Genomic DNA, 18772 nt, shown 5'->3' with positions numbered 1-18772 from the left:
TCACAGCCGTCTGTGACTGGTAAGTTCTTCGCGCGGCGCGCGATCTGATGAAGGAGCGAGGCGTATGGCCTTTTTGACTCTGCAAGGCATTTCGAAGCGCTACGGCGATTTCACCGCCATCGAGCAGCTCGATCTGGCCGTCGAACGTGGGGAACTGCTCGCGCTGCTCGGCCCGTCCGGATGCGGCAAGACGACCACCCTTCAGATGGTCGCGGGCTTCGTCACGCCGACCGCGGGCCGGATTCTGCTCGATGGCCGCGACATTACCCAGGAACGCCCGGAAAAACGCGGCATTGGCGTGGTGTTTCAAAGCTACGCGCTGTTTCCTCACATGACAGTCGCCGGCAACGTCGGCTTCGGGCTGGAGATGCGCAAGGTGAAGCGCAAGGAGCGCGACGAGCGCGTGGCCGAAGCGCTCTCACTCGTGCGCCTCAATGGCCTTGGCCACCGCTATCCGAAGGAACTGTCTGGCGGTCAGCGGCAGCGCGTCGCGATAGCGCGGGCCATCGCGATGCAGCCCGAACTCCTGTTGCTCGACGAACCGATGTCGAACCTCGACGCGAAGCTGCGCGAGGAAATGCACATCGAACTGCGCGCCATCCAGAAGCGCCTCGGCATCACGACGATTCTCGTCACGCACGATCAGGTGGAGGCGATGACCATGAGCGATCGCATTGCCGTGATGCATCGCGGCGCGATTGCGCAACTGAGCACGCCCTACGACGCGTACGAACGGCCCGCCACGCCGTTCGCCTCCACCTTCCTCGGCCGCACCAACGCGTTTCCCGGCGAAGTGCTGCGCCGCAATCCGCGTTGCGCGGAAGTCGCGGTGGTCGGCACCACGCTGCATGTTCCGCACGAGGGCCGTCAGGTAGATGGATCGGTGAACGTCTATATCCGCCCGGAAAAGGTTCATCTGGCGAATGGCGACGCCCGTGTGCGCGGCCGTATCGCGACGCGGGTCTTCGTCGGCAATCAGTGGCTGCTGGAAGTGGAGACTGAACTCGGCAAGCTGCGCGTGGCGCAGCCGAACCTCGGCGCGCCGCCGCCCGAGGAAGGTCACGAAGTGGGTCTCGCATGGACCGACGACGACCTACGCGTACTCACGCAAGACGATCGGGAAAGCGCTCATGGCCACGCTTGAAGACGGCCGCCCCGGCGCGGCGCCGTGGCTGCTGTCGGGGCCCGCGCTGCTGCTGTTCGTCGGCCTGCTGCTGGTGCCGCTGCTGCTCACGCTGATGCTGTCGTTCCGCGTGTTCAGCGACACGGCCGGCGTCACCTCCGCCTATACGCTCACGGACTACTGGGAAGTGGTCAGCGATCCCTACTACGGCACGATCTTCCTGCGCACTGCCGGTCTCGCGTTCGCCGTCACGCTGCTTTCGATCGTGCTCGGCGTGCCGGAGACCATCGTCCTCGCGCGCATGAAGCGTCCATGGCAGTCGTTGTGTCTGTTGATCGTGCTCGGCCCGCTGTTGATTTCCGTGGTGGTGCGCACGCTCGGCTGGCAAATCCTGCTCGGCAATAACGGCGTGCTGAACAATCTGCTTCAGTCGCTGCATATCACGAGCGAACCGATCCGTCTCGTCTTCACGATGACGGGCATGATCATCGCGCTCACTCACGTGCTAGTGCCGTTCATGGTGATGTCGGTGTGGGCGACCGTGCAGAAGCTCGATCCCCAAGTGGAATGGGCCGGCCGCTCGCTCGGCGGCTCGCCATTCGCGGTGTTCCGCCGCGTGGTGCTGCCGCAGATCATGCCGGGCGTGCTGTCGGGCTCGATCATCGTGTTTGCGCTCTCGGCTTCGGCTTTCGCGACGCCAGCGCTGATCGGCGGACGTCGATTGAAAGTGGTCGCCACCGCCGCTTACGACGAATTCCTCGGCACGCTCAACTGGCCGCTCGGCGCAAGCATCGCCATGCTGCTGCTGATCGCCAACGTGGCGATCGTGATGGGCTGCAGCCGTCTCACAGAACGCCGCTTCCGGCATATCTTCGACTGAGCGAGGGAGAGCGAACATGAAACAGAACGGCATTCTCGGGCTCGTGTACAACGCGTTCTTTCTCACCTTCATCATCGCGCCGCTCGCGGCGGTAATGCTCGTGGCCTTCACCGATAAAGGCTATATCTCGATGCCTTTCGATGGCGCGTCGCTACGCTGGTTCCGCGCGATCCTGGAGAACGACGACATGGTCTCGGCATTCTGGCTCTCGGTGCGGCTCGCGTTCGCTTCGGCGACCATCGGCGTGGTTCTCGCGGTGCCCGCCGCGCTCGCCATTGCGCGGTATCGCTTTCCCGGCCGCGCCGCGCTCACGAGCTTCTTTCTCTCACCGATGATGATTCCCGCCGTCGTGCTCGGCATCGCGTTCCTGCGCTTTCTGTCGCTGCTGCATCTGTCGGGATCGTTCTGGTCACTGGTTTGCGCACACGTGATCATCGTGCTGCCGTATGCGTTGCGGCTCGCGTTGTCGTCCGCTGTCGGACTGGATCGCGATGCGGAGCGCGCCGCGCTCTCGTGTGGCGCCAGCCGGTTCACCGCGTTTCGCCGCGTGGTGCTGCCGATGATCCGCACCGGCGTGGCAGGCGGCTGGGTGCTCTCGTTCATCCAGAGTTTCGACGAACTCACGATGACCATCTTCGTTGCGACGCCCGGCACCACCACGCTGCCCGTCGCCATGTACAACCAGATCGCGCAGACGATCGATCCGCTGGTCGCTTCGGTGTCGGCGGTGTTGATCGTCGGCACTGTCCTCCTGATGATCCTGCTCGATCGCATGGTTGGACTCGATCGCATTCTGATCGGAGAAGCCCGATGACATTGACAAGCAGCGTCTGCCCCGACGTGCTCGTGCTCGGCGGCGGACTCGTCGGTTCCGCCGTGGCCTACGGACTCGCCCGCGAAGGCGCGCGCGTGACCGTGCTCGACGAGGACGACGGCGGCTTCCGCGCCTCGCGCGGCAACTTCGGCCTCGTCTGGATTCAGGGCAAGGGCTACGGCATGTCGCCCTACGCGCGCTGGTCGCGCAGTTCGGCCACGCGCTGGCCCCTGCTCGCCGAAGCGCTGCTCAAGGAAACCGGCGTGGATGTCGCGTTGCGTCAGCCAGGCGGCTTCCACTTCTGCTTCAACGACGACGAACTCGCCGAACGCGAGAAACGCCTCTCCACGCTGCAAGCCGAACTCGGCGATTACCCGTATCAGATGCTCGATGCCGCCGAAGTCCGCGCGCGCATTCCGCAGATCGGCCCCGATGTGATTGGGGCGAGTTATACGCCGATGGACGGTCACGTGAATCCGCTCAAGCTCCTGCGCGGACTGCACACCGCGATGCAGGCGCGTGGCGTGCGGCTCGTCTCAGGCGAACGCGCGGAGCGCATCGAACCGCAAGGCGATGGCTTCATCGTGCATGGCACACGCGGCACGTATCGCGCGGCGCGAGTGGTTCTCGCCGCTGGCCTCGGCAATCGCGCGCTCGCGCCATTCGTCGGACTGAATGCGCCGGTCGCGCCCAATCGGGGACAGGTGCTGGTGAGCGAGCGCGTGACGCAGTTTCTCGACTATCCGACGCTCAACGTACGACAGACCGACGAGGGCACTGTGCAGTTCGGCGATTCGATGGAGGAAGTCGGCTTCAACGACTTCACCACCACGCACGTGCTGGCCGACATCGCCCGACGCGGCGTGCGCGCATTCCCGCTGTTGCAGCACGTGCGGCTCGTGCGCATGTGGGCCGCATTGCGCGTCTACACCCCCGACGGCTTCCCGATCTACGACCAGTCCGTGAAGCATCCCGGCGCGTTCGTCGTGACGTGTCACAGCGGCGTGACGCTCGCGGCGGCGCACGCGTTGCGCGTGGCGCCGTGGATCATGGGCAGACCGATGCCAGAGGAACTGCCCAATTTTTCCGCGCGCCGCTTCGAGCACGCCCGAGAACTGACTCCCGCTCACTGACCATCGATATGACTTCGCAATCGACCCACACCCTCTTCAAGCCACTAGCGGACGCGCAAGGCACAGCCGCCGCGAACGTCGACATCCTGTTCAACGATCAGCCGCTCACCGTGCCCGGCGGCCGGTCCGTCGCGGCCGCCCTGCTCGCGTCGGGCGTCTCGCGCTTTCGTGCGACGCCCGTGTCCGGCGCACCGCGCGCGCCCTTCTGCATGATGGGCGCGTGCTTCGAATGCCTCGTCGAAATAAACGGCGTGCCGAGCCGCCAGAGCTGCATGGTGGAAGTGAAGGCCGGCATGCGGATTCGCTCGCAGGAAGGCGCGCGCGACCTGCCGCCCGTGACTGACGCACCGCTGGAGAACATACATGGCAGCTGATTTCGCTTCTGAAACTGTCGACGTCGTTGTGGTCGGCGCCGGTCCCGCAGGCATGAGCGCGGCGACGCGCACCGCGCGCGCAGGCCTCAAAACCGTATTGATCGACGAACAGGACGCCGTGGGCGGCCAGATCTATCGCGGCATTGGCCGCGCCGACGCGCGTCGGAAGGAAATTCTCGGTCCGGACTACGCAGCGGGTGCCGCCACTGCCGACGCGTTCGTCGCTTCCGGCGCGCGCCACGTGACCAACGCGAGCGTGTGGCAAGTCACGCGCGAGCGCGGCGTCAATTATCTGAAGGACGGCAAGATTGGCAGCTTCGACGCACAGCGCGTGATTCTCGCGAGCGGCGCGTTGGAGCGGCCCTTTCCGATTCCCGGCTGGACGCTGCCCGGGGTGCTGACCGCGGGCGCGGCGCAGATTCTCCTGAAAAGCGCGGGCGAAGTGCCCGCCGCGCCGCCTGTGCTGGCGGGCTGCGGCCCCCTGCTCTATCTGCTGGGCTGGCAATACGTGCGCGCCGGCGTGCCGATTCGCGCGCTGGTCGACACCACGCGTCATGAAGATCGCTGGCGCGCCAAGCGTCATGTGTTTGCGGCGCTGCGCGCGTGGCCGTTTCTCTCCAAAGGCTTGCAACTGATCAGCACGCTGCGCGAAGCCGGCGTGCCGATCTTCGAGGCGGCAGACGATCTGCGTGTGGAAGGGTGCATCGGCACGGATCACGTCGAGCGCGCCGCCGCGCTTCACTTCACGACCCAAAGCACGGCGCATCGCATTGAAGCCGACGTGATCTTGCTGCACCAGGGCGTCGTGCCGAACACGCAATTCACGCAGGCGCTGCGCGCCACGCACCGCTGGGACAACGGGCAACTCTGCTTTACGCCGCAAGTCGATGCGTGGGGCGAACTCGACGTGCCGGGCATCTTCGTGGCGGGCGATTGCGCGGGGATCGGCGGCGCGCAGGCCGCGGCATTGCAGGGGTCGCTCGCGGGGCTCGCGGCCGCCGCGCAACTGGACGCCATCACTGCCTCGCTTCGCGATACCGAGGCCACTCAGCATCGCCGCGCGCTCGCCGACGTCATGCGCATCCGGCCGTTTCTGGACAGCCTCTATCGTCCGCGCGACATCAACCGCATTCCGCGCGACGAGACCATTGTGTGCCGTTGCGAGGAGGTCACCGCGGGCGAGTTGCGCAAGTTCGTCGAGCTGGGCTGTGTGGGACCGAATCAGGCGAAGTCTTTCGGACGCTGCGGAATGGGACCGTGCCAGGGCCGCATGTGCGGTCTCACGGTGACGGAAGTGATCGCCGAAGCGCGCCGCGTCTCGCCCGCCGAAGTGGGCTATTACCGCATCCGTCCGCCGATCAAGCCGCTCACGCTCGGAGAACTCGCCGGTGAATGACACCACCCACCTTCACGAAGTCGATGTCCTTGTAGTGGGCGGTGGACTGCACGGCACCAGCAGCGCGTTCCACATGGCGCGGCGTGGCGCGAAGGTGATCGTGCTCGAAGCCGACTACGTCGCGCGTCATTCGTCGGGCGTGAACGCGGGCGGCGTGCGCACGCTGGGCCGCCCGTTGCCCGAGATTCCGCTCGCGTTGATGTCGCGCGAAATCTGGTATCGGATGAGCGATCTGCTCTGCGAGGATGGGGGCTTCGTCCCGTCCGGCCAGCTGAAAATTGCCGAAACCGATGACGAACTGGAAGCGTGCCGCCAGCGCGTCGCGTTGCTCGAATCGCATGGATTCACGCACGAGAAAGTGATCGACCGCGAGTCCGTGCTGGAACTCGAGCCAGCGCTTGCGCAGCACGTGACGGGCGGCATCTGGGTGGAGCGCGACGGCTTCGCACTGCCCTATCGGACAACGACTGCCTTCCGACTCGCCGCGCAAAGACTGGGCGCGCGCTTTCTGGAAGGCACGCCGGTGCGCCGCATCGAACAGCGCGGCACGCGGTGGTTCGCGGTGACATCGCGTGGCACGTTCAGCGCGGAAAAACTGTTGGTCACCGCGGGCGCGTGGTCCGGCGAACTCACGAAGCAGGTGGGTGAACCGGTTCCGGTGCACCCCGAAGGTTTGATGCTGATGGTCACGCATCGTGTCGCGCCCTTCTGTCGCGCGACGCTTGGCGCAACGGGCAGGCCGCTGTCGTTCAAGCAATTCGACAACGGCACGGTGGTGATCGGCGGCAAACTGATCGGTATCGCGGACCTCGCGAATCGTCACGGCGAAGTGGATTTCGCCCGCCTCGTGCGCAGCGCGCGAACCGTGACCGATCTGTTTCCGCACCTGCGCAATCTCGGTGTAAATCGCGCGTGGGCCGGCGTCGAAGCCTTCACCGAGGATGAATTGCCGGTGATCTCCGCGAGCCGCAAGGCGTCGAATCTGTATTACTCGTTTGGCTATTGCGGCAGCGGCTTTCAGTTGGGGCCAGGCTGCGGCAAGCTCGTGTCCGAACTGATACTCGACGGCGCGCCATCGATCCCGCTCGATGCGTTCGCTATCGATCGCTTCGGCCGCGACTCGTCGTTTTCACGCACTGCGCAGCTGGTCGCGCACTAATCGCCTTCTTCTTTTTGCTCCGTCACGCGCGTTGAGTCGGCGCGCGACGGTTTCGTCCGACTTCAACTGGAGAGATGTTCATGACCGATATCGTTCGTATCGAAACCAATCAGCGTATGAGCCGCGTCGTCAAAGCCGGTGGCCTCGTGTTCGTTGGCGGCCAGACGTCGGCCGATCACGCACCCGACGTGAAGGTTCAGACCGCGAAAGTACTGGAGAAGATCGACGGCTTTCTGGAGAAAGCTGGCATCGACAGGACGCGTCTGGTTTCCGCGCAGGTCTGGCTTTCGGACATTAGCCGCGATTTCGCCGGTATGAACGAAGTATGGGACGCATGGGTTCCACAAGGCTGCGCACCAACACGTGCGACAGTGCAGGCGAAATTGGCCGCGCCCGAGTTGCTTGTCGAGATTGCTGTCGTGGCGCTTGCTTGAGGTGCGCTGTTAGTGCCTCAGGCTGGTTCGGCTCTTCGCTGGTCGACTGGCCTACGGAAATGTTGGAAGCGAGTTCCGCAGGCGAGCGCGCCGGTGAGTGCATTGAGTGGCCGGCTGGCTGCTCAATGCGTTTGTGTGCAGTGGACCCGATAGGGACGTTCGAATTGATCGACAACGGACATTCGCCCGGATGCCACAACTAGCCCGAACGGTACGCCAGTCTGCAATGCAGGCAAGGAAGCAACCGCATCGGGTGCTTGAGCGCCTACGACGGCGAACGTCCACACCCGTTTAGGATTATTCGACACCTGCCCTTGCCTGCTGCCGCGTGAGCGCACGCATGACGCATGCGAGCAGGCGTCGAACAATCCTAAACGAACTGAGCCGGTCGTCGTCAGGCAAAGTCGTCGACCATCAACCGTCGATCGCAATCGGCTCTTAAACGACTGTTCATTATTGAAGAACAGCTGCCTCGGGGGAAACGCAGATGTGTGAAAACCGCTCCGCACGTTACGTTACGTTCGAGGTTTGGAAGACAATGTTCCGCACCACACTGGCATTCAAGATCGCGACGCGCGGGAATCGATCGCCTGCGCGCCCTTGATTTGCTGACCTTTCTTATGCACCGCACGGTGCGCTCCCCATATGGTATGACCTTTGCAGTCACAACCCCAGGATTTTCATCACCGGGGGGTGCAAGCATGAATCGCAATTTCAAAATGACGACGATCGCCATGTGCGTGTCGTCACTGATGGTTCTTCAAGGTTGTGGATCGACATTGACCACGAAGTCGCCAACGCTTGGCAATGGTTCGGGAAGCGGCGCCATCACAGGTACAGGCGGCGGGTCCGGCAGTGGTTCGGGAGGAGGGGCGGGGTCCGGTACAGGCTCCGGATCGGGGTCCGGCTCAGGTAACGGCACGCCTACGCCTACGCCAACGCCCACGCCCACGCCGACGCCCACGCCAACGCCAACGCCCACGCCGACGCCTACGCCTACGCCAACGCCCACGCCCACGCCGACGCCCACGCCCACGCCAACGCCAACGCCAACGCCTACACCCACGCCCACGCCTACACCCACGCCGACGCCGACGCCGACGCCGACGCCGACGCCCACGCCAACGCCAACGCCGACGCCCACACCCACGCCCACGCCCACGCCTACGCCTACGCCCACGCCCACGCCCACGCCCACGCCCACGCCGACGCCGACGCCGACGCCTACGCCTACGCCTACGCCCACGCCGACGCCGACACCCACGCCGTCGAGCGCGAACCCACTCGGCGTCGTGGTGCAGAACACCGGCAATGTCGTCACTGCGGCCGGCCAGACTGTCTCGGCCATCGGCAGCCAGATCGGTCTCACGCCGATCCCTGGCGGCAACACCGCTACCGCCACAGCGCTCGGCAGTGTGGTTTCGAATCTCGGCGCCGGAGTGTCCGCACTCGGCGCGGGCGCTTTCAACGGTCTCGGCCAGCTAGGGAACTCGACCGACCCTCTCGGTACCACCCTCGCCAGCAGCGGCAACCTGGTCTATGACGCCGGCCAGGCCGTCAATAGCGCCGGACAGCTCGTGACCAGCCTCGGCAGCGGTCCGACTGCTCCGCTCAGCCCCCTGACGGCCCCGCTCGGTAGCACGATCTCAACCGTGGGCACCGCCGTCAGCAGCCTGGGCACGCAACTCGGCTCGACGCTCACTAACGGCCCGGTGCAGCAGCTCACGCAGACCCTCAGCACTGCAATCACGCCAATCACCGCGACGCTCGCGCAGACCACCCAGACCGTCGGCGACACGACCGGTTTGGGTAAGCCGCTCAATGGACTACTGTCGACCATCGGCCACGGCCTCGACACTGCGGGCGGCCAGATCGGCAGCGCCACGGGTAATCCGATCGGCAAGAACCTGGGTAACGTCGTGACCCAGTTGGGCAATACGGTTACCTCGGTCGGCGGCCTGCTGACCACAGGTGGCTCGGGCAGCGGTAATCCGCTCGGCGGCCTGACCGGCATCCTCAATCCGGGCGGCAGTTCGTCCGGCAATCCGCTGGCACCGCTCACCAGCATCCTCACTTCGCTGCCCGGCACGCTGACGGGCGGACTTGGCAGTATTGGCGGCTCGACCAATCCACTCGCACCTCTGGCCGGCACGCTGACTTCGCTGACCTCTTCGCTGACCAGCGTGGTCGGAGGACCGGGCAATCCATTAGCGCCGCTCACCGGCGTGGCCATCTCGGCAAGCGTCGCGCTGAACGGCGCGACAGGCAGCGCCAACAACCCGCTAGTACCAGCGACGTCAGTAGCATCATCGTCGACAGGCGCGCTACACGCCTCAGGCGGTTCAGGTGGGTCCGGCACGACCAACCTGCTCGCGCCCGTGACCGGCCTCGTCAACGCCCTGAAGAGTGCGCTTGGCGGCGCCAGCGGAGGAACGTCCGGGTCATCCAGCGCCGTGCTCGGTGGGCTGACATCAAGGAAGTAACGAAGGAACCACGCATCGGGGAAAACGGCGGACCGGGCAACCGGGCCGCCGATCCGCGTAGCACTGGACCATCATGGCTTTGCTAGCCATCGAACTATTGGCGCGCGGGACAGAAATGGTTGCCTGTAGCCGAAGGTCGTTGATAGGCCACACAGAGCCTGATGCGATCGGCAGAAGTCGACCCCGAACGGTCTCTCAGATCCCTCCAAAGCAGCCACTCAAACCGATAAAACTCGATCGTCGGTGCAAGTTCTGAAAGTTGGCGTCAGTCTATACTGACGGCCAGTTCGAAAACTCTACTTAGGTGGCCTGGTGACGATTACGTCTTTGATCGGTGACGTACAGCGACGTTACATTGAATTTTTCACGGCTGCCCGCGACCGCATTTCGGCCTCTGAAGAAAACGTCGCCGCAGAGGTATTAATCGCTCTCAACAACGAACAGATCCCGTATCCGTATCGTTATCTCAGAGTCGATGTGCTCTCCAAAAACTCCGATGACGCGATCAAGCCATTCGAGTTGGCGCTTGACCCAGACCCAAATTTCGAGGCGACCGCATTCAAGTTTGGTGGGCTTCAGGTCGCATTTTATCCGTTCAGCTGGAACAGGGCACAAATCGTTTTCGAAAAGGCGATCGCCGATCAGCAGCAGTTGGACCGATTTATTACTCGGTGGCTCGACGTTGAAGAAACAGAAGCTCATGCCTATGACAATCTTAGCGGGGCGGCTCATTCCTTCACTCCTGTCGAATCGAATGGCGAGTGGTGGTACCTGACAGTTGACTTTGGTACGGCGCCGGCGCAAGCAATGATCGAGTTTATCGAAATTCTGGCGTCTCACGGCATGACGCGGATTACCGTAAAGGCTGGATGACGATCGTCAACGATCTACGCAGCGCGGTCGACAGGCCGCTGTTGGCCGACCGTCGCCTTATTACATTCGCGTAGCGGGCCGGCACCTAGGACTGCAGATTCGCCATGAGCGCCCGCTCGCTTCGATGAGGCGGTGATTCGCGGGGGTAGAGTTCGGCCAGTAACGACAAACACAACGAATAACGAACGGTCTCGCAAGGAATGCAAGAAATCCCGGGCTGCAGAGATGCCCTCGTCGACGTTGTTTCCCTCGTAAAACCAATTGTCGTACGTGGGCTCAAGACTTCGTCCGTCTGACGTTGCGCGGTAAACGTCCCCTCCAAGGACCAGCCATTTTTGGCCTGCAAACAGGTCCAACGCTTGCCCTGCTTCAGAGAGATCTAGCGCGGCTTCCTTTAGGCCCATATCTTCAAGCGACCGTCCGCTCCGAGCGTAAAGTTCGAGAATTCTGGAGATGGTCATTGGCACTCTCGTGGCGCTGTCTAGCGAAAAACTGGATGGATTGACAAGTCGTCGATCGGCGAAAGACGCCGGATTGTCAGCAATCTGAGGGCGATCGTCAAATGACCGTTTGTGGCCGAACTGAGCCCGACGACGACCGGCTCTGATCGACCCTTCTCTGCCGCCCGACGCTCGGCCGTCTCAATGTCTCTTACCAAAGCTGAATCGCCGGTCGAATGACCACGCGCCGACGAGAGCGAACTGCTGCAATTGGCCGTCTATCGTCGCAGACTACCGTGCTCCGTTAAATACTGACGCAGCGCGCAAAGCAGTCGTATAAAGATTTGCTTCGAACGTCACGGCCTTTGACGATGTAGATCACAAACTCGGCCACGTTCGTCGATCGCGACTTCCATCCGACTAGCCAAGGTCTCGGCTGTGCCCCCCGCGCTCGCTGCCTGGCTACCGTGGTTGGGTCCAACAACTACCTCACTCGCAGCACTCGTGAGCTCTAGCCGCGCTGGTCAGTCAAGAGTCTTTCTCGACATAAGCGGAGGAATCTCCACCCAGGTGGGTGCCCGTTTTCATTTAGTCCTCGCTGCACTTTGACGACCCTCCGCTCCAAAACCACCCAGAAGCGAGCATCCCGGCCAGAACGACCAACGCCGCGTTCAAGACCTTCTGGATCGCATTGCCGAATCCAGCTCCCGGCCCACGCTACGAAACAGCGGACACGCAAGTGCCGATGTGCCCCAGGCATCCGGCTCGCAAAGAGCTGAATTGCGGGTTGAGTCCTGTCTTTTTCGAAGCTTCGCTTCGAAGGGTAGCGGCCTAAGCTTTGGTTCAATGTTCTGCACTGAAACAACGAGAAAACAGCGATGTCCACACGACTTCACCGGGTGTCTCGCACGGTCGGCCTTGCCCTTGCCGCCGTGACATTGGTCATGTCTGGCACGGTGCTAGCCAGACATCCCACCCCGTTCACCTCGTTGTCCGCCGACGATCAGATTTTCATCAAGTTGCATGACGCTGCACGCGACAACGATCCCGCGCGCGCAGCGCACCTGGCAAGCTTGATTCCGAATTATCCGGCGCCGGCTTATCTCAGCTATTTCCAGATCAAGCCGCGTCTGTTCACCGGCGCGGGGCATGCGAATCTCGACGCGCCGGACGCACCGGTGCTGTCATTTCTGCAACGCTACGACGGACAGGCGATTGCCGACCGTCTGCGCAACGACTACCTTCGCGTGCTCGGGGCGCGCCACGACTGGCACGATTTCGATTCGCAATATTCAAAGTTCGTCCTGGACGACGACACGCAGGTGAAGTGCTATGCGCTCGAGTCCCGTGCCACGCGAGGCGAAAATGTGGCCAACGCGGCGCGGGCGCTGCTCGTCGAGCCGAACTGGTACGGTGACGGCTGCGTCGATCTGATCACCGCGCTCGTCCGTAACCAGCAGTTCACTCCGGACGATGGGTGGCAGCTGATTCGCCAGGCCTATGAACAGGGCGCGAGGACGACAGGCGGCAGACTGGTCGATGCGCTGGGCGCGGCGCGCCCGGATCAGCGGCTCCTCGAGCAGGCGACGAACCAGCCACGCCTGTTGCTCGCGAAAGGCATCCAGCTGGACGCAGCGTCCCATCAACTCGCGCTGCTCGCCATCACACAGTTGGCGGTCGGCGATCCGGAGGCCGCCGAGGCCACCTTCACCGTAATCGCACCGTCGCTCACCCTGGCAGAACGGGCTATCGGTTGGGGCACGATCGCCTATCAGGCGGTGCTCAGGCAGCTACCGGGCGCGGTGAACTGGTACCGGCTGTCGGCGAACGCGCCCCTGTCGAGTCAGGCCTACGAGTGGCGCACGCGCAGCGCGCTGCTGGCCGGGGATTGGACAATGGTGCGCTGGTCGATCGAGCAGATGCCGGCCGCGCTGCGCGCACAGCCAGCATGGGTCTACTGGTACGCGCGCGCATTGAAGCAGAGCAGCGAGGTGGAGGCAGCCGACCAGGAATTCCGAACGATCGCGGGTAACTACACCTTCTATGGCCAGTTGGCCTCCGAGGCGCTCGGCCGGCAGATCGTGATCCCGCCGCAGACCAAGGTGACCGACGAAGAAGTTGAGCGGGCTGGCCGGACACCAGGCTTCGAGCTGGCAGAACGCTTTTACGCGCTGCACCTGCGTACGGAAGGCAACCGTGAGTGGAACTGGCAGCTGCGCGGCATGACTGACCGACAACTGCTCGCAGTCGCCGAGTACGCGCGTCGCATCGAGCTTTATGACCGGGCTGTGAGCACTGCCGACAGGACGCAGACGGAACATGATTTTTCGCTGCGCTACCTGGCGCCATTCCGCACGATTGTCGAGCGCGATACGCGGTCCACCGGGTTCGACGTCGGATGGGCGTATGGCCTCATTCGCCAGGAGTCGCGCTTCATTATCAATGCGCGCTCGGAGGTTGGCGCGGGCGGCCTGATGCAGGTGATGCCGAACACCGCTGACATGGTCGCGAGGAAGATCGGGCTCGGTACGATCTCGCGGGCCAGGATGAACGACATCGACACGAACATCCTGCTTGGCACGTCCTATCTATCGATGATTTACAACCAGCTTGACCGTTCTGCCGTGCTCGCGACCGCCGGCTACAACGCCGGCCCTGGGCGCCCGCGTAAGTGGCAGGCCAACCTGCCGCGACCGGTGGAAGGCGCGATTTTCGCGGAGACAATTCCGTTTAACGAAACCCGCGACTACGTCAAGAATGTATTGTCGAACACGGTTTACTACGCGGCGCTGTTTGATGGCCACCCGCAATCGCTGACGGAGCGGCTTGGCCAAATCGAGCCCCGATGATATCGTCCGCGACGCTGATCCGTGGATCGCTCGGGTGCAGTAAGTGCGGCTGCATACGCGACACTGTATAACGATCAGTCGCCATGTCTTTCGAGCAGTATTGCCAGAATGTGGAGGGCATCCGCGTTCGGAGTACGACGGCCATTCTCAGATCAAGCCGGATGACAGTTGAACGACGGAAACGGTCGTTCGCACTCGAGAGGCATATGTCCGCTTTGGGGTTGTTCAAGGGCCAGTCGGATCGGTGCGAATGCGGGGGCCTACCCGTTCAGTCGCTAACTTGACCATCCCTTCGCATGAACGGAAATCGTCATGGGCTATTTGCCACATGGTGCTCAAACACGCTGAGAGAGCGTCGTCACGAAGAAATCAGTTACCAGCCGCACACGGGCTGGTACAAACCTACGCTTTGGCCAGATGAGGCTGACGTCTCTCGCTTCATTCATAAACGGATCGAGCACGGTAACGATGTCTGGATGCTGGAGTTCACCTACCAACGACGCCCGGGAAAACATGCCTATGCCTATACCAGCAAGCACCCCGGAAAGAATCGTCTCCATACTATTCGAAGAAAGATTACCGCTCACGGGCACGCTAAATTCTCCTTTTGGGCCGCCAAAAGCCCAATTCGTCATCTCGTTGTAGACAAGACAATTGTGACTGACAAGATCCTCCGGGACCGTGGGCGCCTCGTGTCGAGCAAAATAATGGCGAGACCCAACACATACCAATGAAGTGCCCGTCACCCGTTTCACCACCGCATCCGGATCGTGCACAGGACCGACTCTAATCGCCAAATCGATCCCGTCCGCAAGCAGATCTCGGACGCTGTCCGAAAGACCAAGATCCAACTTGATCTTCGGATGAAGTGCCAACAATTGTGGGATCAGCGGAAGGACATGAAGCCGGCCAAATGTAGAGGGCGCAGCGATCCTGACAAGACCGGAGACTTCCAGCGAGCTGCTGGTTAGCTCCCCGTCCGCTTCGTCCATTTCCTCGAGAAGCGGCTTGATACGGTCATAGTATTTTCGCCCTTGATCGGTCAACGTCACACTGCGCGTGCTCCTGTTGAAAAGCAGCACACCGAGCCGCTTCTCCAATGCACTGATGGATTTGCTCATTCCAGATTGCGAATCATCAAGCCGGCGCGCGGCAGCGGAAAAACCACCCGCTTCTACAACCGTGATGAAAGCGGTCAATTCATGAAATCGATCCATTCCATTTCCTTGGCGAGCTTGGCGGGGCTCGCATGAACCTTGCCAGGAATCGACTGCGGACCTCCCGGGGCAGATCGACCTATTCTTTCAAAGAATGGTACCTATGAAATATTTGCCCATTATCAATCTTAACCGACCAAATTAGTATCGATGCGTGCCCGATCGATCGGTCGAACGACAGCAGAAGCTAGCGTGGCAACACGTTTTTTACCAAAACAATGCGTCACAGCCGCCCAAGCCCATCGAGCACCTTGAAACCCCTGTTGGAAGGAACGCCGCTCATCGATTTTTTGGTCGATAAGTTGCGGCGCTTCCTGGATCAACAACAAAACTACTGATCAAATAGGACTAGAGCCATGAGCACCGCAATGAATCATCGAGAACATTCGTCACCGCCCTTACTGAGCCTCTCGGGAAAAAAAGTGGTGGTGGTTGGCGGGAAAACAGGAATTGGCCTTGGAATTGCGCACGCGGCGTATGCGGCGGGTGCGTCCGTGACGGTCGCAAGTCGGCGTATCACCTCGGCGGAGGAACGTCGGGATTTGGCTAATTTCGAACAGGTGACCTTGGATATCTGCGATGAGGCAGCGGTGAGAAAGGCCTTTGACAACATAGGACCATTCGACCATCTCGCCGTCACAGCAGGGCCCGATTTGGGGACCTGGGGGACTTTCATGGACGACGATATGCGCGGCGTCCGAAGCTATATAGAAAATAAGTTCCTTGGCAGTTGGGCCTGTGCGCGTTATGCAGCGCCCCACCTGAGAGCCGGCGGCTCGATTACCTTCCTTACCGGTGGCTTGGCAGCGCGACATAAGAGCGGCTTCAGCGCTGTCACCTCTGCGTTTGTCGCGGTGGAATCCTTATCGGGCTCACTCGCACTCGAACTAGCCCCTACCCGAGTTAACACGATACGTCCCGGCTATGTCGACACAAACTTGTGGCGCGTCATGTCCGATAACGAGCGCGAGGCATTGAGAGCAAAAGTACGTGAGTCCTTTCCGGCGCGACACGCAGGCACAGCAGATGATATTGGACACGCTGCGCTGTTCCTGATGACCAACCGTTATGTAACCGGCACCGTCATCGAGGTATCCGGTGGTGAGAACCTGGTTCCCAGCGTTTTCTAACGAGAATCACGGCTTCTTTAGCTCCGGTCAAGGAAGGTAGCGCAGCGACCGCGGCCGCCCGCATCGAGGCCATGAAACATTAGCTCTACGGCACTATCGATCGATAACGGACAGGGCCGCTTTGCGGATCCGTTTCCTTCAGTCAGGTCATTGCACTAGCTGTGGCCGTTCTCGAATTACCAACGGTCACTTGCCTGTCGTGCGCACTGCGCATCGGCAGGCGCGGAAACAGCGTCCCGACTGTCGGAGGAAGCCTCTGCAAACGAGCGGGCCAACTGCAGCCGGCCCAGGGTGGTGGTGCTATCGGCTTGCAACGGCCTGAGGATCGGCGGGTTGCCACCCCCCGCCGAGCGCTTTGAATGCGGCGATCGCTGCGCGCGCCGATTCTGTTTGCGCCTGCACCCGCTCGTCGGATGCGCTCAGCAAGTTCTGATCGGCCTGCAGGACTTCGATCAGGCTGACGACACCTTTCTGGTAGGCCGCAAACGAGGCGGCTCGCGCCCGGCCGAGCGAGCTCACACCCTGCGCGAGAACGGCGGCCTGCTCCTCGCGCTTCACGAGTGCAGAGAAAGAATTCTCGACGTCCTCCGTTGCGTGCAATGCGGCAAGCCGGTACGCGGCGAGCATCTCGGCGTCCTGGCCTTTGGCCTCATTGATCTGGGCATTGATGCGGCCGAAATCGAACAGACGCCAGCGCAGCCCCAGCAGACCAGCGGCCTGACCGGCGCCGCTACTGAACAGGTTGCCGCTGGCCACTGAAGTGGCGCTCCCGATCAGTCCACTGAGTGACAGCTTGGGGTAATACTCAGCGACTGCCACGCCGATACGCGCGTTCGATGCAGCAAGGCGGCGCTCGGCCACGATCAGATCGGGCCGACGCCTGAGCAACTCGCCAGGCGATCCGGTGCCTGCGATTCGCGGGGCGGCCGGGATATCGCCGCCCTCGATGAGTTCCGCCCGATGCGTGCCGGGCTGTGAGCCCAGCATCACATCCAGCGCGTTCATCGCCGCATCCAGGCCGGCCTCGAGGACCGGGATGGACGCCTGAACCTGCGCAAGCGCGCCTTCAGCCTGGCTCACCTGAAGGTCGGCCGCCAGGCCTTTCCCATACAGAAGCTCGATGGTCGAGAGCAGATCCTGCTGCGTCTGCAACTGCTTGCGGGCCACCTGCAGACGAGCCTGCAATCCACGGATGGTGATGTAGATGTCGGCGGTCTGTGCTGCCACAGCCAGGCGCGTAGCCACCTCGCCGGCCTCTGAAGCCTGATAGTCGGCAAGTGCCGCTTCCCGCCCGCGACGCAGGCCACCAAACACATCCAGTTCCCAACTCGCGTTGAAATTGGCCTCGTAGTCGTTACCGTAGCGATCGAAACCAGGCGTTGAGTTCAGGACACGTCCCAGCGGAGTTTCAACCGACTGGTAGACCCGGGCCGCCTGGCCACTAACATTGCCAGAAGGCAGCAGCGCGGCATTCGCCGCGCCAAGTCCTGCACGCGCCTGCACGACGCGAGCGGATGCCTGCGCGAGGTCGAGGTTCTGCTCCAGCGCAAGCGCGACGAATCGCGTCAGTTGCGGATCGCCGAAACCCGTCCACCACGTGACCAGGTCTGCGCTCGCCGCCGCCTGCCGGTGATCTACCGCAGCCTGGCCCTGGAAATGGTCCGGCATGGCTACATCGGGCCGGACATAGTCGGGGCCGACAGCGCAGGCCGCCGAGAGGCTGGCGACAATGACCGCAGCAAGGAGGTGTTTGGGTAGCATGAGCGTCTTAGCGAAGTTCCGGATGTGACTATAATACCAAATAGTCACTCGTTGTCCATTCCTGTATGCTATGCCCATGAAAAACACCACCACTTCCTCCGCCCCCGCGCGTGGCCCGGCTGATCACGAAGTGCGGGACCAGATCGTTGCCGCCGCCACCGAGCACTTCAGCCGGTATGGCTACGAGAAAACGACGGTCTCTGACCTTGCCAGGGCGATCGGGTTTTCCAAGGCCTACATCTACAAGTTCTTCGAATCCAAGCAGGCCATTGGCGAGATGATCTGCGTCAACTGCCTGCGCGAAATCGAAAGCGAGGTCCGGACAGCCGTCGCAGAGACCGATCTGCCGCCGGAGAAGCTGCGACGGATCTTCAAGGTCTTTACCGAAGCGAGCCTCAGGCTGTTTTTCCGGGACCGCAAGCTATACGAAATCGCAGCATCGGCCGCCACGGAAAACTGGCAGGCGGTGCAAGCCTATGAGGCACGTGTTCAGAAGCTGCTCCAGGAAGTTCTGCAGGAAGGTCGGCAAAGCGGAGACTTCGAACGCAAGACGCCGCTGGACGAAACCGCGATGGCAATCTACCTGGTGCTGCGCCCGTACCTCAACCCGCTACTCCTGCAGTACAACCGCGACACCACCGATGTCGCGCCTGCGCAGCTGTCCAGCCTGGTTCTCCGAAGTCTGTCGCCCTGACGCGATCAACAC

Annotated in this window: 16 protein-coding genes; 13 read left to right on the top strand and 3 right to left on the bottom strand. The window is 62.2% G+C overall.

What is annotated here, in order from left to right; all coding sequences use genetic code 11:
- The first annotated feature begins 64 nt into the window (after window positions 1-64).
- From M0D66_RS15250 to M0D66_RS15205, 10 genes are all read left to right on the top strand, one after another.
- A complete protein-coding gene (locus M0D66_RS15250; protein WP_266210964.1) occupies window positions 65-1144 on the top strand; it encodes an ABC transporter ATP-binding protein in 1080 nt (359 codons plus the stop codon).
- Entirely contained in the window at window positions 1131-2003 is an 873-nt protein-coding gene (locus tag M0D66_RS15245; protein WP_266210963.1) for an ABC transporter permease, read from the top strand. The genes M0D66_RS15250 and M0D66_RS15245 overlap by 14 nt, the downstream gene beginning before the upstream one ends.
- Before the next feature lie 16 nt (window positions 2004-2019).
- The gene (locus M0D66_RS15240) at window positions 2020-2817 is read left to right on the top strand and encodes an ABC transporter permease (RefSeq protein ID WP_200621479.1); all 798 of its coding nucleotides are present in this window, start codon (window positions 2020-2022) and stop codon (window positions 2815-2817) included.
- A complete protein-coding gene (locus tag M0D66_RS15235) occupies window positions 2814-3950 on the top strand; it encodes an FAD-binding oxidoreductase (RefSeq protein WP_266210962.1) in 1137 nt (378 codons plus the stop codon). Before M0D66_RS15240 ends, M0D66_RS15235 begins: the two co-directional genes overlap by 4 nt.
- Before the next feature lie 8 nt (window positions 3951-3958).
- Window positions 3959-4324: a (2Fe-2S)-binding protein gene (locus M0D66_RS15230; RefSeq protein WP_266210961.1), complete on the top strand. Its 366-nt coding sequence runs from the start codon at window positions 3959-3961 to the stop codon at window positions 4322-4324.
- Window positions 4314-5720 (top strand): FAD/NAD(P)-binding oxidoreductase, encoded by a 1407-nt coding sequence (locus M0D66_RS15225; protein ID WP_266210960.1) that lies wholly within the window; start codon window positions 4314-4316, stop codon window positions 5718-5720. Before M0D66_RS15230 ends, M0D66_RS15225 begins: the two co-directional genes overlap by 11 nt.
- Window positions 5713-6879: an FAD-binding oxidoreductase gene (locus M0D66_RS15220; RefSeq protein WP_266210959.1), complete on the top strand. Its 1167-nt coding sequence runs from the start codon at window positions 5713-5715 to the stop codon at window positions 6877-6879. Before M0D66_RS15225 ends, M0D66_RS15220 begins: the two co-directional genes overlap by 8 nt.
- An 80-nt stretch (window positions 6880-6959) precedes the next feature.
- Window positions 6960-7313 carry a RidA family protein gene (locus M0D66_RS15215; protein ID WP_054041348.1) on the top strand — a complete coding sequence of 118 codons (354 nt, stop codon included), beginning with the start codon at window positions 6960-6962 and terminating at the stop codon, window positions 7311-7313.
- 701 nt (window positions 7314-8014) lie between these two features.
- A complete protein-coding gene (locus M0D66_RS15210) occupies window positions 8015-9796 on the top strand; it encodes a collagen-like triple helix repeat-containing protein (RefSeq protein WP_266210958.1) in 1782 nt (593 codons plus the stop codon).
- Between the two features lie 312 nt (window positions 9797-10108).
- A complete protein-coding gene (locus tag M0D66_RS15205) occupies window positions 10109-10669 on the top strand; it encodes a hypothetical protein (RefSeq protein ID WP_074302232.1) in 561 nt (186 codons plus the stop codon).
- A gap of 14 nt (window positions 10670-10683) precedes the next feature.
- Here the strand turns inward: M0D66_RS15205 and M0D66_RS37955 are convergent, their stop codons facing one another.
- Window positions 10684-11073 carry a hypothetical protein gene (locus M0D66_RS37955; protein ID WP_367619540.1) on the bottom strand — a complete coding sequence of 130 codons (390 nt, stop codon included), beginning with the start codon at window positions 11071-11073 and terminating at the stop codon, window positions 10684-10686.
- A gap of 914 nt (window positions 11074-11987) precedes the next feature.
- Between M0D66_RS37955 and M0D66_RS15200 the strand changes: the two genes are divergently transcribed.
- Entirely contained in the window at window positions 11988-13958 is a 1971-nt protein-coding gene (locus tag M0D66_RS15200) for a lytic transglycosylase domain-containing protein (protein ID WP_266210957.1), read from the top strand.
- Window positions 13959-14293: 335 nt separating this feature from the next.
- Here the strand turns inward: M0D66_RS15200 and M0D66_RS15195 are convergent, their stop codons facing one another.
- A complete protein-coding gene (locus tag M0D66_RS15195) occupies window positions 14294-15175 on the bottom strand; it encodes a LysR family transcriptional regulator (protein WP_200652898.1) in 882 nt (293 codons plus the stop codon).
- A gap of 356 nt (window positions 15176-15531) precedes the next feature.
- Here M0D66_RS15195 and M0D66_RS15190 point away from each other — a divergent pair, with 356 nt between their 5' ends.
- The gene (locus M0D66_RS15190; RefSeq protein ID WP_266210956.1) at window positions 15532-16305 is read left to right on the top strand and encodes an SDR family oxidoreductase; all 774 of its coding nucleotides are present in this window, start codon (window positions 15532-15534) and stop codon (window positions 16303-16305) included.
- 300 nt (window positions 16306-16605) lie between these two features.
- Here the strand turns inward: M0D66_RS15190 and M0D66_RS15185 are convergent, their stop codons facing one another.
- Window positions 16606-18066, bottom strand: a complete 1461-nt coding sequence (locus M0D66_RS15185; RefSeq protein ID WP_256456625.1) for an efflux transporter outer membrane subunit — start codon at window positions 18064-18066, stop codon at window positions 16606-16608.
- Window positions 18067-18142: 76 nt separating this feature from the next.
- Between M0D66_RS15185 and M0D66_RS15180 the strand changes: the two genes are divergently transcribed.
- Window positions 18143-18760 (top strand): TetR/AcrR family transcriptional regulator, encoded by a 618-nt coding sequence (locus M0D66_RS15180; protein WP_093647345.1) that lies wholly within the window; start codon window positions 18143-18145, stop codon window positions 18758-18760.
- Window positions 18761-18772 lie beyond the last annotated feature (12 nt).

The sequence above is a fragment of the Paraburkholderia sp. SECH2 genome, assembly GCF_030464795.1.
GTDB classification, from domain to species: domain Bacteria; phylum Pseudomonadota; class Gammaproteobacteria; order Burkholderiales; family Burkholderiaceae; genus Paraburkholderia; species Paraburkholderia aspalathi.
This window is presented reverse-complemented; position numbering and strand designations above follow the sequence as displayed.

What these genes read in the sequence shown, in the direction of transcription:
- M0D66_RS15250 (WP_266210964.1), top strand. Translation starts at nt 65, where the DNA reads ATGGCCTTTTTGACTCTGCAAGGCATTTCGAAGCGCTACGGCGATTTC.
- M0D66_RS15245 (WP_266210963.1), top strand. Translation starts at nt 1,131, where the DNA reads ATGGCCACGCTTGAAGACGGCCGCCCCGGCGCGGCGCCGTGGCTGCTG.
- M0D66_RS15240 (WP_200621479.1), top strand. Translation starts at nt 2,020, where the DNA reads ATGAAACAGAACGGCATTCTCGGGCTCGTGTACAACGCGTTCTTTCTC.
- M0D66_RS15235 (WP_266210962.1), top strand. Translation starts at nt 2,814, where the DNA reads ATGACATTGACAAGCAGCGTCTGCCCCGACGTGCTCGTGCTCGGCGGC.
- M0D66_RS15230 (WP_266210961.1), top strand. Translation starts at nt 3,959, where the DNA reads ATGACTTCGCAATCGACCCACACCCTCTTCAAGCCACTAGCGGACGCG.
- M0D66_RS15225 (WP_266210960.1), top strand. Translation starts at nt 4,314, where the DNA reads ATGGCAGCTGATTTCGCTTCTGAAACTGTCGACGTCGTTGTGGTCGGC.
- M0D66_RS15215 (WP_054041348.1), top strand. Translation starts at nt 6,960, where the DNA reads ATGACCGATATCGTTCGTATCGAAACCAATCAGCGTATGAGCCGCGTC.
- M0D66_RS15210 (WP_266210958.1), top strand. Translation starts at nt 8,015, where the DNA reads ATGAATCGCAATTTCAAAATGACGACGATCGCCATGTGCGTGTCGTCA.
- M0D66_RS37955 (WP_367619540.1), bottom strand. Translation starts at nt 11,073, where the DNA reads ATGGGCCTAAAGGAAGCCGCGCTAGATCTCTCTGAAGCAGGGCAAGCG.
- M0D66_RS15200 (WP_266210957.1), top strand. Translation starts at nt 11,988, where the DNA reads ATGTCCACACGACTTCACCGGGTGTCTCGCACGGTCGGCCTTGCCCTT.
- M0D66_RS15195 (WP_200652898.1), bottom strand. Translation starts at nt 15,175, where the DNA reads ATGGATCGATTTCATGAATTGACCGCTTTCATCACGGTTGTAGAAGCG.
- M0D66_RS15190 (WP_266210956.1), top strand. Translation starts at nt 15,532, where the DNA reads ATGAGCACCGCAATGAATCATCGAGAACATTCGTCACCGCCCTTACTG.
- M0D66_RS15185 (WP_256456625.1), bottom strand. Translation starts at nt 18,066, where the DNA reads ATGCTACCCAAACACCTCCTTGCTGCGGTCATTGTCGCCAGCCTCTCG.
- M0D66_RS15180 (WP_093647345.1), top strand. Translation starts at nt 18,143, where the DNA reads ATGAAAAACACCACCACTTCCTCCGCCCCCGCGCGTGGCCCGGCTGAT.